At 65.6% G+C, this 14,258-nt stretch carries 11 protein-coding genes and 2 tRNA genes; all 13 read right to left on the bottom strand.

Annotated elements, in window-relative coordinates; genetic code table 11:
• Positions 1-92 precede the first annotated feature (92 nt).
• The 13 genes from OR600_RS00065 to OR600_RS00005 all read right to left on the bottom strand — a co-directional run bounded on the left by OR600_RS00065 (position 93) and on the right by OR600_RS00005 (position 14,158).
• Entirely contained in the window at positions 93-749 is a 657-nt protein-coding gene (locus OR600_RS00065; protein WP_135977879.1) for an ABC transporter ATP-binding protein, read from the bottom strand.
• Positions 749-2,899, bottom strand: coding sequence for a bacteriocin-associated integral membrane family protein (locus tag OR600_RS00060; protein WP_204406743.1), 2,151 nt, complete (start codon positions 2,897-2,899; stop codon positions 749-751). Before OR600_RS00060 ends, OR600_RS00065 begins: the two co-directional genes overlap by 1 nt.
• A 66-nt stretch (positions 2,900-2,965) precedes the next feature.
• Positions 2,966-3,343 carry a hypothetical protein gene (locus OR600_RS00055; RefSeq protein WP_265590410.1) on the bottom strand — a complete coding sequence of 126 codons (378 nt, stop codon included), beginning with the start codon at positions 3,341-3,343 and terminating at the stop codon, positions 2,966-2,968.
• A 228-nt stretch (positions 3,344-3,571) separates the two neighbouring features.
• A tRNA-Ala gene (locus tag OR600_RS00050) sits at positions 3,572-3,647 on the bottom strand.
• Positions 3,648-3,709: 62 nt separating this feature from the next.
• Positions 3,710-3,786 (bottom strand) — tRNA-Ile (locus tag OR600_RS00045).
• 74 nt (positions 3,787-3,860) lie between these two features.
• Positions 3,861-4,385, bottom strand: coding sequence for a bifunctional nuclease family protein (locus tag OR600_RS00040; RefSeq protein WP_204406745.1), 525 nt, complete (start codon positions 4,383-4,385; stop codon positions 3,861-3,863).
• Positions 4,386-4,649: 264 nt separating this feature from the next.
• Entirely contained in the window at positions 4,650-7,472 is a 2,823-nt protein-coding gene (gene gyrA / locus OR600_RS00035; protein WP_373871637.1) for a DNA gyrase subunit A, read from the bottom strand.
• A gap of 17 nt (positions 7,473-7,489) precedes the next feature.
• The gene (gene gyrB / locus OR600_RS00030; RefSeq protein ID WP_135977876.1) at positions 7,490-9,433 is read right to left on the bottom strand and encodes a DNA topoisomerase (ATP-hydrolyzing) subunit B; all 1,944 of its coding nucleotides are present in this window, start codon (positions 9,431-9,433) and stop codon (positions 7,490-7,492) included.
• 174 nt (positions 9,434-9,607) lie between these two features.
• The gene (locus tag OR600_RS00025; protein ID WP_135977875.1) at positions 9,608-10,168 is read right to left on the bottom strand and encodes a hypothetical protein; all 561 of its coding nucleotides are present in this window, start codon (positions 10,166-10,168) and stop codon (positions 9,608-9,610) included.
• Positions 10,161-11,255, bottom strand: a complete 1,095-nt coding sequence (gene recF / locus OR600_RS00020) for a DNA replication/repair protein RecF (protein ID WP_135977874.1) — start codon at positions 11,253-11,255, stop codon at positions 10,161-10,163. Before recF ends, OR600_RS00025 begins: the two co-directional genes overlap by 8 nt.
• 3 nt (positions 11,256-11,258) lie before the next feature.
• On the bottom strand, positions 11,259-12,362 hold the full coding sequence (dnaN, locus tag OR600_RS00015) for a DNA polymerase III subunit beta (RefSeq protein ID WP_135977873.1): 1,104 nt from the start codon (positions 12,360-12,362) through the stop codon (positions 11,259-11,261).
• Between the two features lie 39 nt (positions 12,363-12,401).
• Positions 12,402-12,587, bottom strand: a complete 186-nt coding sequence (locus OR600_RS00010) for a hypothetical protein (protein WP_135977872.1) — start codon at positions 12,585-12,587, stop codon at positions 12,402-12,404.
• Positions 12,584-14,158: a chromosomal replication initiator protein DnaA gene (locus OR600_RS00005; protein ID WP_265590409.1), complete on the bottom strand. Its 1,575-nt coding sequence runs from the start codon at positions 14,156-14,158 to the stop codon at positions 12,584-12,586. Before OR600_RS00005 ends, OR600_RS00010 begins: the two co-directional genes overlap by 4 nt.
• Positions 14,159-14,258 lie beyond the last annotated feature (100 nt).

Below are 14,258 nucleotides of genomic sequence, written 5' to 3'. Positions count from 1 at the left end.
CTGCGTCCTGTTCACAGGGATGTAAGACGCACCCCTTGTCCCAGTCAACGTATCCTCTTCCAGTTATCCTAACAGCCCTTGGCCAAAGACCGTCACCCCAAAGAGACCGTGACGTCGCAGGCGCGGGCCACCGCGGGGTCATGGGTGACCACCAGCACGGCCCTTCCGTCGTCGGCCATGGAGCGAAGCAGGGAGACCACGCCGTCTCTGTTCGCCGCGTCAAGAGAGCCGGTGGGCTCGTCTGCCAACAGGATCTTGCCCGGTTTGAGCATGACGCGCGCCAAGGCGACCCTCTGCTGTTCGCCGCCGGACAAGGCGCATACCTTGGTGGTCGCCACCCGCTCCAACCTCACCGCTTCCAGTGCGCTTTGAATGGCCCTTTGCTTCTCGGCCTTGACCTTTTTCACATAGCGGAGGGCCATCATGAGGTTTTTCTCGACGGTCTCCGTCTCCACGAGGGCAAACGATTGGAACAAATAGTTGATATTGTCGCGGACAAACTGCGTGGCACGGCGCGTCCTCGGGCGCGGGGCCGACTGCCCCATCAACTGGACCGACCCCTCGTCGGCGCTCTCAAGCAGCCCCACGATATCGAGCAGTGTGGACTTCCCGCAGCCCGAAGGACCGCACACCGCAACCATGGACCCGCATCCAACCTGCAGGTTGACGCCCTTGAGCACATGGTGGTCTCCAAACGACTTGGTCACGCCCGCAAGCGAAACGGCGGGCGTGTGTGCCTGATGCTTCATCAGACCTCCTTTATCAGGGCCTCTGAGCGGACCCGCTCCAACGTCCCAAGGGCCAGAAAAAAGACGGCGCAGTCCACTGCTAGAGCTACCGCGAGGCAGACGAATGCGACGGGTCCCACGCCAAACAACAGGGACACCAGCAGCGACGCGGCAACCACGGCCGCCACCGCGACCACCGTCGTTCCGTAGCGAGCAAGCCACCCCCATCCCAACAGGCGCTCAACGCAGTAGCGCCGTCCCGATCCCAAAACCAAGAGACGGGCAATCAAGACGCTGGCAAACCCGTCGAGCACGAGCACTGCCGCAAGAAGCGCGAGCATCGACCCGACTGCGGCGCCCATGGCCGAAAGCAGCTCCCCATAGGCATGGGCCAACGTGTCGATGCGGATGTGGTTTTCGGAAAACCCGTTTTGGGCCAGCCACGCCTCAAGCTCGTCGGCTCGCTCACGGGTAATGGGCATGAGAATTGAGGCATCGGGCCCCATCACGGCGACCGCGCTCTTATCTACGATGGTCGCGTTTGCATCGGTGACGATATTGAACACGGGGTCATGGACCATGTTGGCCTGGTCTGGCTGCACCCTTTTGTTGTAGGAGAAGAAGTCGCGGCCGCCTTGGTAGGTCACTACCTCGATGGAGCCATTCCACTGCTCCTTCTCGCTCTGATACTCGGAGTCGAACAGCCACTTAAAATAATCGACAACATGCCTGCGCTCGTCGTTGCCCATGGTCGACGGCACCGCCACCACGCGGCCGTGCTCCCCCTCCGAAACCGTAAGGCTGCTTCCGTCTTCGGAGAGCACGTTCTCCCGCTTGAGATAGTTCGAGTTGACGTTCATAACGGTACAAGCCGCAAGGTCGGGCGACGCAATGCCTGCCTGCACCTGCTCTTGGGGGGCGTTGGCATTGACGTAAACGGCCCCATACTCGTCGTTGAGCATCTTATATAGATCTTCATATTTATTTCCATAGGAATGATCTCCCGACGAGAGGCTCTCCACCTCCTCATTGGTGAGCCGTGAATCAGCCAACACATAGAGGTCGTTTCCTTTCTCACCCCACACGGCTTCCAGCCTCCACTGCTGCCATATGTCGCTCAGGGAGGAAGAAACTGCCACAAAAGAGATCACAATCATGACGGCGAACGCCATTTTCACCCCATACCCGATAAAAAGCGGCCCCTTGAGGGACACGCCGCCCTTGACGGACGTGACCGGCGAGACCCCTCGAGAGACCAAGGTCGCGGCGATGGACCCCACGACAAGCGTGAGAATCGCAAGGCCAAGCTGAACGCCCACGAGCACTGCGGGAAACGTCGTTCCAAGCGGTTTGACCACAAGCACAATGACAACGTCCTCTACCGCCGCAGAGAGCAGCTGGGACCCGAAGGCCACCTTCACGATGTCCCAAACCACGGCCCCAGTAGACCAACCAAGCATTTTTTGGACGCCAATGCGGGGAGCGCGTGAGACAGCAGCCGAGGCAATCGTGAGCACATAGGCAGCGAGGGCAAGCACCGAGATCACACCGGCTATCACGAGCAGAAGGCCAATTCCCCTAACGCTTTTGGTCCCCACGTTGAGCAATGCGTCGGGGGACTGCCCGAAGACGCCGGCCAAGCTCTGGAGCACAACCTGGGTGTCATAGGTTTTTGTGGACACAATGCGATAGATGCCGTTGACAGACGGCATCGAATCCATCGCAGCGGTCACCGGCCGCACCACAAGGGGGTCGCCGCCGCCAAAGTCGTGGAGAACACCCACCTGCCGATCGTCCCCCGTCTCATAGCTGGCCAAAAACCCGTCGGGGGACTGGGGAACCCGGCCGCTCTCCAAACGCAGCTGGTCGACTGGAAAGGTGTCCCACTGAAAGCAGCCTACCAAACTGCGGGTGGTGCGGCCTTGGTCATCGAGGCCGTCGTACACACGAAAGATCGAGACGTCGTTAGCCTGAGACACGGCCGAGACCCCCGCAAACACCTCATCGGGGCCACTCGCGCAATCTCTGACTTGAATCGTCACAGTACTGGCACCGCTTCCAATGGCATCCATCCGCAGTGCATCGAGATGGTTCCAGAGCGCAATCAGCGACACCGAGGCAAACGCCATGAGAAGCGCTGCAGACACCAAGGATGCAAGATTTCTTCTCACGGTGGACTCCTTTTTAAGAAAAAAGTGCCGCCGGACGAGATTTGCCGGCGGCACCTGAAAGGGCTCTTACCAGATGTCGTAATAGGCGTTATAGGTAGGCGCTGCCCACCAAAGATCGGCGTAGGAGGTGCGTCCCGGTGCCACGGCCATTGAGCAAGCTGATTTACCAGTTGCCGTGACCATAGAGGAGTGCCAATGAGACGAGCTGGTGAGGTTTGACCATCCATGCAAGATGGGAATGGAACCATAGTCCCAAGAGGCACCGTACTTAACCCTGACGACGGTGCGAGGCATGATCGTGTTCTCGCTGAGCACAATCTTTCCGTCGTGGCCGTCGAGGTCCTGAGCCAGCGCCGGCGTGCAGACAAGGAAACCTGCCAGCAGTGCGGCCAGGCAGAAGGCAGCTGCCCCAGTCTTCTTCTTGGAGCTCACGTGGTTACGCATCACAACCCCCCTACCGTCGGCGAGAGGGCATCTGTCCCTCTCTTTGACGAAAGACGATACACTGGGATACCAGTGGCATCCCATCATAATTCGATTTTAAATCGAATTTCCGAAAGACCCGGCAGTCCCTCGTTGTCGGCACAATCAGTCACACAGGGCAAAACGCCGACCCGCCAGACGCCGCAAACAAAAAAAGCCCGAGGAGCAAGCCTCGGGCGATATGTCAAATGGTGGAGACGATGGGTCTCGAACCCACGACCTCAGGCTTGCAAAGCCCGCGCTCTCCCAGCTGAGCTACGTCCCCATATATCAATAATCGCCCCAGCGGCGACTCGGCTCACGCTGGGGCGATTATTATCAAAAAAGTGGTGGGCCCAACAAGGTTCGAACTTGTGACCTCCCGGTTATCAGCCGGACGCTCTGACCAACTGAGCTATGGGCCCAACGCAAGAAATGATGCTATGCCTTCCAACCCGCCCCGTCAACCCACGTCGGAGGATTTTTTCTCCGAGGTGCCTCAGGGACGGCCGCTGCCGGCACCCGTGGTGAAGTCCTCGGGCGAGAGCGTGGAGATGAACTTGTCGAACTCCTGGATGTCCAGGCGGTCCTGCTCGCGCTTGACCGCGTCGAAATCCGGGTAGCTCGCCGTGTTCATGACCGACTCCGCCACGAAGATGGGGCTCTTGCTGCGCACGGCCAGCGCGATGGCGTCGCTGGGACGGGCGTCCAGGGAGAGATGGCAGCCGGACTGCGTGGTGAGGTTGACCTCCGCGAAGAACGTGGTGCCCTCCACCTTGGTGATTGCCACCGACGTGATGGTGGCCCCGAGGCCGGTGATGGCCTGCCCGAGCAGGTCGTGGGTCATGGGGCGGTCCGTCCCCGGATGCTCCACGCCCATGCCGATGGCCGTGGCCTCGACGGAGCCGATGCGGATGGGAAGGGGCTCAACCCGGCTGTTGGACCGAGGTTTGAGCACCACCAAGGAGGCCACAGGACCGCCGCCGATGACCACCGTCTCTATGTCGACCCTAATCATCGTCATGGCTCGCCTCCTTTGTCTCTCGCGTGCTCTTCTTGAAAGTCGCCTGTGCTCCCGTGTTCCGTACGTACCCATCCGAACGAGAAAACCGTGGCGGCACCGTGGACCGCATTGGATGGTTAGCATAGCCGAAGTCCCATCCGAGGGCGTCGGTGACGGCCCTCGATTCGCCAGCCGGAATCCGGGGACCATCGGGGACGCGAGGGGCCCGGCCGCACCGTGGCGCGACCGGGCCCCTCATGGAGGTCAACCCTCGGGACGGGCCGGCTAGTCGTCGAGCAGCGACTCGTCGTAGCTCTCCTCGCCGCCCACATCGAGGGGCTCGTCGTCGGCGCCCTCCGCCTCGACGCCGAGGGCGAGGGAGCTCTGCCCCTCGTCGACCTTGGGGGCGTCCTTGGCCTTGGGCTTGCCGGCCACCATGCGAGCCACGCTCGTGACCCTGTCGCCGTCGGCCACGTTCATGACCTTGACGCCCTGGGTGGAGCGGCCCAGGCGGCTGATCTCGGCCGTCTTCACGCGGATGACCGTGCCGTCCGTGCTCATGATCATGAGCTCGTGCTGCGGGCCCACCACCTTCACGGCGGCGAGGTCGCCCTTCTTGGCGGTCATCTGGATGGTGAAGACGCCTTGGCCGCCGCGGTTGTGCTCGGTGTACTCCGAGACGGGCGTACGCTTGCCGTAGCCCTTCTCGGTGATCACGAAGAGGTCGCCCTTGCCGTTGGAGACCTCCATGCCCAGCATGAGCGCGTCGCCCTTGAGGGTGATTCCCTTGACGCCGGCGGTGTCGCGGCCCATGGGGCGAACGTCGCCTTCGTCGAACACGATGGTCTTGCCGTCAGACGAGGTGAGGATGATCTTCTCGCCGGGCTTCACGCGACGCACGGTGACCAGCTGGTCGCCGGCGCGGAGCTTGATGGCGATTATGCCGTCGCGGCGCGTGCGGTCGTAGGCGGAGAGCGCCGTCTTCTTCACGTTGCCCCTGGCGGTGGCGAACATGAGGTACTCGTCGGCCGGGAAGCCGCTCGTGGTGAAGACCGAGGTGGCGTGCTCGCCGTCGGCGAGGTCGAGCAGGTTCACCAGCGCGTTGCCCTTGGCCTGGCGGCCGCCCACCGGCAGCTCGTGGACCTTGAGGCGGTACACCTTGCCGAGGTTGGTGAAGAAGAGGATGTAGTCGTGGGTGCTGGCCACGAACAGCTCCTCCACGAAGTCGTTGTCCTTGAGGGTGACGCCCTGGACGCCCTTGCCGCCGCGCTTCTGGGAGCGGTAGTCGGCCACGGGGGTGCGCTTGATGTAGCCGGCGTGGGTGATGGTGATGACCATGTCCTCGTCGGCGATGAGGTCCTCCACGTCCAGCGTGATGGGGGCGTTGGAGATGGTGGTGCGGCGCGGGCGGCCGTACTTGGCCTTGATCTCGCCCATCTCGTCCTTGATGACGCCCATGAGCTTGGTGCGGTCGGCCAGCAGGCCCTCGAGGTAGGCGATCTCCTCCTTGAGGCGCTCGATCTCGGCCACGAGCTTCTCGCGCTCCAGGCCGGTGAGACGCTTGAGGCGCATCTCGAGGATGGCGTTGGACTGGATCTCGTCCAGACCGAACCGGTCGAGGAAGCGCTCTCGCACCTCGGCGTCGGAGTAGGAGCTCCGGATGATGTGCACGACCTCGTCGATGTTGTCCACAGCCACGAGCAGGCCCTCGCGGACGTGCAGCTCCCTCCTGGCCTTCTTGAGGCGGTACTGGGTGCGGCGGGTCACGACGTCGACCTGGTGGTCGATGTAGTGGCCGATCATCTCGCGCAGCGTGAGGGTCTTGGGCACGCCGTCCACCAGGGCGATGTTGATGGCGCCGAAGGTGGTCTGGAGCTGGGTGTGCTTGTAGAGGTTGTTGAGCACGACCTCGGGCACCACGTTGGTCTTGAGGTCGATGACGAGACGCATGCCCTTGCGGTTGGTCTCGTCGCGCATGTCGGAGATGCCCTCGATCGTCTTGTCGTTGACGAGCTTGGCAATCTTCTCCTGGAGCAAGCCCTTGTTGACCTGGTAGGGGATCTCGGTGATGACGATGCGTTGGCGGTTGCCCTTGATCTTCTCCACATGGGCCTTGGCGCGCACGCAGATGGAGCCGCGGCCGGTCTCGTAGGAGTCGCGGATGCCCTTGGTACCCATGATGACGGCACCCGTGGGGAAGTCGGGGCCCGGCATGACGGTCATGAGCTCGTCGACCGTGACGTCGGGGTCGTCGATCATCATGCACACGGCGTCGATGGCCTCGCCCAGGTTGTGGGGGGCGATGTTGGTGGCCATGCCCACGGCGATGCCCGACGAGCCGTTGACCAGCAGGTTGGGGAAGCGGCTGGGCAGCACGGCGGGCTCCATGATGGACTCGTCGTAGTTGGGCTGCCAGTCCACCGTGTCGTCGTTGAGGTCGCGCAGGAGCTCCATGGCGGGCTTTGCCAGGCGGCTCTCGGTGTAGCGCATGGCGGCGGCGGGGTCGCCGTCCACGGAGCCGAAGTTGCCGTGGCCGTCGATCAGGGGCACCGACATGGAGAAGTCCTGGGCCAGGCGCACCATGGCGTCGTAGACCGCGAAGTCTCCGTGGGGGTGGTACTTGCCGATGACCTCGCCGACGGTCCAGGCGCTCTTCTTGTGGGGCTTGGTGGGGAGCACGCCGGAGTCGAGCATGGCGTACAGGATGCGGCGATGCACCGGCTTGAGGCCGTCGCGCACGTCGGGGAGGGCGCGGGCCACGATGACCGACATGGAGTACTCGATGAAGCTCGTCTGCATCTCGCTGGAGAGGCCGATGGGCTTCAGGGTGCCGCCGTGGATGTCGGTGAGGTCGAGGCGGGTGCCGCCCTCGTCGGAGAGCAGGCCCGTCGTGGAGTCCAGCTCGATGGAGTCGGGGCCGATGCCGGCCCCGTCGCCGTCCTCCTCGTAGGTCATCTCGATGTCGTCGTCGGCGTCGGGGTCGACGTCGCCGTCGGGGCCCACGGCGCCCTCCAGGACCTCGTCGTTCTCAAAGAGATCGCCCTCGTTGACGCCGGAGTCGAGCTCGTCGTCGAACCCGCCGTCACCGGGTCGCTTGTCGTCTGCCACAGGTCAAACCTCTCTGTCTAGATGTCAAGGAAGCGGGCGTCTTTGGCGCGGCGCTGGATGAACTCGCGGCGCTTCTCCACCTGGGTGCCCATGAGGTCGGACACGGTGCGCTCCGCCGCCGCGGCGTCGTCGATGCCCACCTGGAGCAGGATGCGGTTCTTGGGCTCCATGGTGGTCTCCCACAGCTGCTCGGGGTCCATCTCGCCGAGGCCCTTGTAGCGCTGGACGGTGTACTTGCCCTTCTCCAGGCCCTTGACCTCGAGGGCGAGCTCCTCGTCGGTGTAGATGTACTTGCCCTTGCGCGCGCGGCTGCCCTTGGGCTTGAGCTGGAACAGGGGCGGCTGCGCGATGAAGATGTGGCCGGCGTCGATCATGGGGCGCATGTAGCGGTAGAAGAACGTGAGCAGCAGGATGCGGATGTGGGCGCCGTCGACGTCGGCGTCGGTCATGATCACGATCTTGTGGTAGCGCGCCTTGGAGATGTCGAACTCGTCGCCCACACCGGTACCGATGGCCGTGATGAGGCTCTGGATGGTCTCCGCCGAGAGGGCGCGGCTGGGTCCCACACGCTCCACGTTGAGGATCTTGCCGCGCAGCGGCAGGATGGCCTGGGTGGAGCGGTCGCGGGCCATCTTGGCCGAGCCGCCTGCGGAGTCGCCCTCGACGATGAAGAGCTCGGTCATCGCCGGGTCCCTCACCGAGCAGTCCGCCAGCTTGCCGGGGAGCGAGGCGCTCTCGAGCAGGCCCTTGCGGCGCGTGGCCTCGCGGGCCTTGCGGGCGGCCTGGCGGGCCTTGGCGGCGGAGGACGCCTTGTTGACGATGGCGCGGGCCTGCTTGGGGTGCTCCTCGAGGTACTCGGCGAAGCCCTGGGCCACGGTCTTCTGCACGAGGGGCTTCATGTAGGAGCTGCCGAGCTTGGCCTTGGTCTGGCCCTCGAACTGCGGGTCGCCCAGCTTGACCGACACCACGGCGCAGAGGCCCTCGCGGACGTCGGAGCCCTCGAGGTTCTTGTCCTTGTCCTTGAGGATGTTGGCCTTGCGGGCGTAGTCGTTGATCACGCGGGTGAGGGCCGTGCGGAAGCCCTCGAGGTGCATGCCGCCCTCGGGGGTGTAGATGTTGTTGGCGAAGCTCATGACGTTCTCGCCGTAGCCCGAGTTCCACTGCAGGGCCACCTCGACCTCGCCCATCTTGGCTGGGTCGTCGGTGTCGGCGGCGCCCTCCATGTAGATGGGGGTCTTGATGTCGCCCACGAGTTCCTTGCCGTCGTTCAGGAACTTGACGAAGTCGATGATGCCGCCGGAGTAGCAGAACTCGTCCACGCGGGGGGTGAGCTCGCGCTCGTCGGTGAGCACGATCTTGAGGTTGCGGTTGAGGAACGCCATCTCCTGCATGCGGTCGCGCAGGGTTTCGTAGTTGAACACGCAGGTCTCGAAGATCTCGTCGTCGGGCCAGAAGGTGACGGTGGTGCCGGTGCCCTTGGCCTTGCCCACGACCTTCATCTTCTCGGTGGTCCTGCCGCGGGAGAAGGCCATCTCGTAGATGTTGCCGTCGCGCTTGACCTGCACCACGACCTTCTTGGACAGGGCGTTGACCACGGAGATGCCCACGCCGTGGAGGCCGCCCGACACCTTGTAGGCGTTGTTGTCGAACTTGCCGCCGGCGTGGAGCACCGTGAGGACCACCTCGAGGGTGGGGATCTTGCGCTGGGGGTGCTTGTCGGTGGGGATGCCTCGGCCGTTGTCCACCACGGTGACGGAGTTGTCCGGGTGGATGGTCACGAGAATCTTGGTGCAGAAGCCCGCGAGGGCCTCGTCCACGGAGTTGTCGACCACCTCATAGACCAGGTGGTGGAGGCCGGAAGCGCTGGTGGACCCGATGTACATGCCGGGACGCTTGCGTACGGCCTCGAGGCCCTCGAGGATCTTGATCTCGGAGCCGTCGTATTCCTGCTTCTTTGCCACGGGAGTCCTCTCTTGGGAAGGGACTTGAGCCTAACTTATCCAGTCTATCGTTTTTTTGGCCGTCGATATAGGGGGCAAATGGCCCCCACGGCCACCACGACGGCCCTGGGACGCCTTTGGGGCACCGCAAGGTACCCGGATACCGGGACAGGGGGCAACGGGGTCTGAAACCGCCTACCCGCGCCCCCGTGGGCGGGGTGCGCGGGCGCGGCGCAGGCAGGCCTCCATGGCAGAGCGCGCCTGATGGGCCACGGAGTCGGGCAACCCGGCGCAGGTCTCCTCCACGAGGGCGGCGTCGGCGGCCGAGAGGGGCGGCAGCGGGGGCACCGGGGCCACGGACGGCGCGGCGACGCGGGCCGGGTCGGCCTTGGGTGTGCCCACCTTGCGGGAGAGCTGGAACACCACGCGGCTCACGGGGAAACCGCTCCAGCGGAGACGCTGCTCGTAGAGGCCGTGGTCGGTCTGGAAGTCCTGGATGAGGGGCGAGGAGTCCAGGTAGACGTGGAGCACGGGGTCGGCCCCCTCCACCTCCTCCACATAGAGGCCGCGGGTGTGGCGGCGACCGGAGTCGCCGGCGATGCGGTTCCACACGCAGCCGGCCTTCTCGGTGCCCCGGGCGCCGAACGCCAGGGTGTCCACGCAGGCACCCACGAGGTCGCCGGCCCGCACGGCCTCGCAGCGGCGCTCCACGGCGCCGCGGCCCGGCGCCCGGCCGCCGCCGTTCCTGTCAGGCATGCTCTCCATAGGGCACCACCTCGGCTCCCGCCAACGTCTCGCTGTCAAAGTACCCCAGGTGGGTGGTGGTGACCACCGTCTGGATGCCGGTGTCCACGTACGACGACACCGCCGAGCGCCGGGTGCCGTCGAGCTCGCTCATCACGTCGTCGAGCAGAAGCACCGGGCGCTCACCCAGGCGCTCCTCGGCGAACCGCACCTGGGCGAGCTTCCAGGCCAGCACCGCCGTGCGCTGCTGGCCCTGGCTGCCGAACGTGCGGAGCGGCCTGCCCTCGAGGGAGAAGTCCACGTCGTCGCGGTGCGGCCCCACGCCGGTGGCGCCCCGTCGCAGGTCGTCGGCGCGCCCGGCGGCCAGCGCGGCGGCCATGGCGGCGGCCATGGCGTCGCGGCCCATGCCCTCCTCCACGCCGGGCACGGTGCAACGGTAGGCCACCTCCAGGCGCTCCCCTCCCGCGATGTCGCCGTAGACCTCCTGAACGAGGGGCGCGAGCCTCCGCACGAGCCCCATGCGGTGGTAGAGGAGCGTAGCGCCGCCCAGGGCCACCGAGGCGTCCCAGGCGTCGAGCACCGACAGGTCGCAGGCAGGGTCCTTGAGCAGGCGGTTGCGCTGCTCGACGGAGCGCGCGTAGGCGCGGCACACCCGGGAGAAGCCCGCGTTGGCCTGGCTGCCAAAGCCGTCCACCTCGCCGCGGCGCCCCTTGGCCGGCCCCTTCACGAGGTCGAGGTCGTCGGGGGTGAACAGCACCGAGAGCAGGGTACCCGGCACGGCCGACGGTCGGACCGCCTTGCCGTTTCTCGTGAAACGTCGCGAGGACACGGTAGCGATGCAGGCGACGTCCACCACCCGCCCATCGCCCTCGAGCCGGAGCTCCGCCCGACCGGCCTCGCAGCCCTGGCGCACGAGGTCCGCGGGCGACGGGCGGCGGAACGAGGTCCCGGCCGTGAGCAGCTGCAGCACCTCCACGGTGTTGGTCTTGCCGCTGGCGTTGGGGCCCACGAGCACGGTCATGGCCGGGGAGAATCCGACCTCGAGCTCGTGGGCGCACCGCCAGTCGGACAGCGTGGCGCGGACCAGGGCAAGACCCATGGACTAGAGCCTCGTGGGCATGATGAGCTGCAGGTAGTTGGGCGTGCCGAACGACTTGAACACCGCGGGCTGCATCTCGCCCTGGAGCTCGAGCAGCACCTTCTCGCGGTCGCTCACGGCGCTCAGGCAGTCCGAGACGTAGCGGTGGTTGAGGCCGATGGCCACGGAGGAACCCTCCACGGGCACCTCCACCTGCTCGGACGCGTCGCCCACGTCGGAGTCCATGGCGCTCATGGTCACGAGGTCGCCGTCGGCGTCGATGTCGAACCGCACACGCGGGTTCTGCGCCGCCACGAGCGACACGCGGCGCAGACCCTCGGAGGCCTCCTCCACCGGGAGCTCGAGCGACGTGGAGCAGCTCTTGGGCAGGAGCTGGCGGTAGTCGGGGAACGTGCCCTCGATGCGGCGGGAGACGTAGACCGTGTCGCCGAAGGAGAACACCGCCTGGGACGCGGCAGCGCCGATGAGCACGGGGGCGTCCGCGTCGGCGATGGACAGGGCGTCGTGGAAGGCGCTGCCGGTCACGATCATGGAGAAGGGCTCGGTGAGGGTCGAGGTCTCCAGGGTGGTGTCGCAGACGGCCAGGCGGTAGGAGTCCGTGGCCACGAGGCGCACGAGGTTCTCGTCCACCGTGAGGTAGATGCCGCCGAGGATGGGCTTGGAGAGGTCGCGGGACACCACGCGGTACACGCGGTCGACCATGGTGGCCAGCACGCCGGCGGGCAGCTCCACGGACCGCTCGGCCTCCACGGCCGGAAACTCGGGGAAGTCCTTGGGGTCGAGGGTGTTGAGGTTGAACTTGGAGCGCTGGCACGAGAGGCGCACGGAGTTGCCCTCGGAGTCGAAGGTCACGGGCGCGTCCGGCAGGCTCTTCACGATGCCGGCGATCATCTTGCCCGAGACCACCGTGGTCCCGCCATCCTCGACGTTGGCGGGGATACGGTGCTTGAGGGATATATCGAGGTCGGTGGCCTGGAACTCCAGGGTCCCCTCCCCGGCGGTGATCTTGATGCCGGTGAGGATGGGCAGGGTCGAGGACGCGGCGGTGCCCTTGATCACCACGGAAAGGGCTTTCTGCAGGGCCGTCTGGCTTACGGTGAATCTCATTACTAACCCTTTCTTTAGAAAGAAGAATACATGGTGGTATCAGTAGGACGTGTCGAAATGTTCAAGACCGTCGACGGTGCAGGTGGGCGGGTGTGAACAGAACATCTGTAGCTGTTCACAACCGGGGGTGAAATCGACAGCCGGGATGCCTGTCGAAAACCCCGTCGACAGCGGGGCGCCGGTTTTGAACGGCTTTCTCGACGTTTTGAACGCGGTCATGTTCACGAACCTCCCAGGCGGTCGCGCAGGCGCATGACCTGGTCGTGGAAGAGGCGGTCCTGGTCCATACGGTCCTCCACCCAGGCGATGGAGTGCTTGACCGTGGCGTGGCTACGCCCGCCGAACTTGCGGCCGATCTCCTGGAGCGTGGAGTCGGTGAGCTCGCGGGCGAGGTAGATGGCCACGTGTCTGGGCTGGGCGATCTCCTTGTTGCGCTTGTTGCTCACGAGGTCCTGGCGGCTCACGGAGAACTGCGACTGCACCATCTGCTGGATGTCGTCGATGGAGATGAGCACGCCGTCGGCGGGCCAGACCTCGGCGGCCGCGGCCACGATGTCGGCGGGCTCGATGGACTTGCCCTCGGCCGCCAGGGCCGCCGAGGTGAACAGGCACTTTTGCACGAAGCCGCGGATGGAGCGGATGTTGCCGCCGGCGCGCTCGGCCATGAGGGAGAGGTCGTCGGAGGTGAGGTCGCCGGCCGCCTCGGGGCCGTCGCCGCCCTTCATGCGCTGGTGGAAGGTGTCGATGAGCACCCGTTTGAACTCGAGGGACGGGGACTGCACCGCCACGGGGAGGCCCTGCAGCATGCGGCTCGTGAAGCGCTCGTCCATGCCGATCTCGGCCGGCGGGACGTCGGCCGCCAGCACGATCTGCTTGCCGTGCTCGATGAGGTGGTTGAACGTCTCGAAGAAGAACGTCATGGTCCCCTGTGCGTTGGCGATGTGCTGGATGTCGTCGAGGATGAGGACGTCGATGTCCTTGTAGTTGCGGGAGAGGTTCTCCTTGACGGAGCGGTCCTTGCCGTTCATGGCGGCCACGTAGTCGTCGCGGAAGTCGCTGGCCACGCGGTAGACGCACTGGCGCTCCGGGTCGTTGGTGGCGATGTAGTTCTGGATGGCGCGGAGCAGGTGGGTCTTGCCCAGGCCCGAGCTGCCGTGGATGAACAGCGGGTTGTAGGCCGTGGAGCCGTTGGCCACCTGCTTGGCGGCCTGGAGGGCGAAGCGGTTCTCGTCGGCCTCGACGAAGGTGTCGAAGGTGAGGCTGGCGTCGCCCTCGCCGCAGAGCTCCACGAGGGGGTTGGCGGCGCGGCCCGCAGGTTGGGGCCCGGCGTCCTGCCCGGAGGGGGCGGCCGGCTCCTGTGAGGGGGAGCCCTTGCCGTACAGGGCGAGGTAGTCCTCGTAGGTCATGGTGTTGGGGTCGCCCGCGGTGGAGACCGGTCGCGGCTGGGTCCCGGGCACCGGGGCCTGGGCGGCGGGTGCCGGCTGGGATGGCGGGGCGGTCAGGGCGGCGGGTGCCGGGGTCGGGGCGGCGACCTCGCGCGACGGCGCGGAGAAGGCCACCGTCACCGGCTCGAAGGCAGCGCTGCTCAGCGCCTCCTCCAGGCGGGGGCGCTCGCGCTCGAGCACGCGGCTGGCAAAGCCGGAGGGAGCGCCCACCGTGAGGGTGCCGCCCGAGAAGTCCTGGGGGTCGCACGACGCCATCATGCGCACGAGCTGCTCGGGGGCGTCGGTGCCGGCCAGGAGGTCGGTGGCGTCGTCCCAGAGCAGGCGGGCGTCCGATTGCATCGATTGGTCCATGGGGTCTCCTCGTGCGGGAAACAGTGGGAGAACCATTATAGGGGCATGGACGGCGACGCCGGGCCCGTTGTCGAAAACTCGTCGACGGCTGCATCGCTCA

Origin of the sequence: Granulimonas faecalis, from assembly GCF_022834715.1 — a bacterium.
In the GTDB taxonomy this organism is placed as follows: Bacteria; Actinomycetota; Coriobacteriia; order Coriobacteriales; family Atopobiaceae; genus Granulimonas; species Granulimonas faecalis.
Note: the sequence above shows the minus strand (reverse complement) of the source record. Positions and strands in the feature narration are given on the sequence as shown.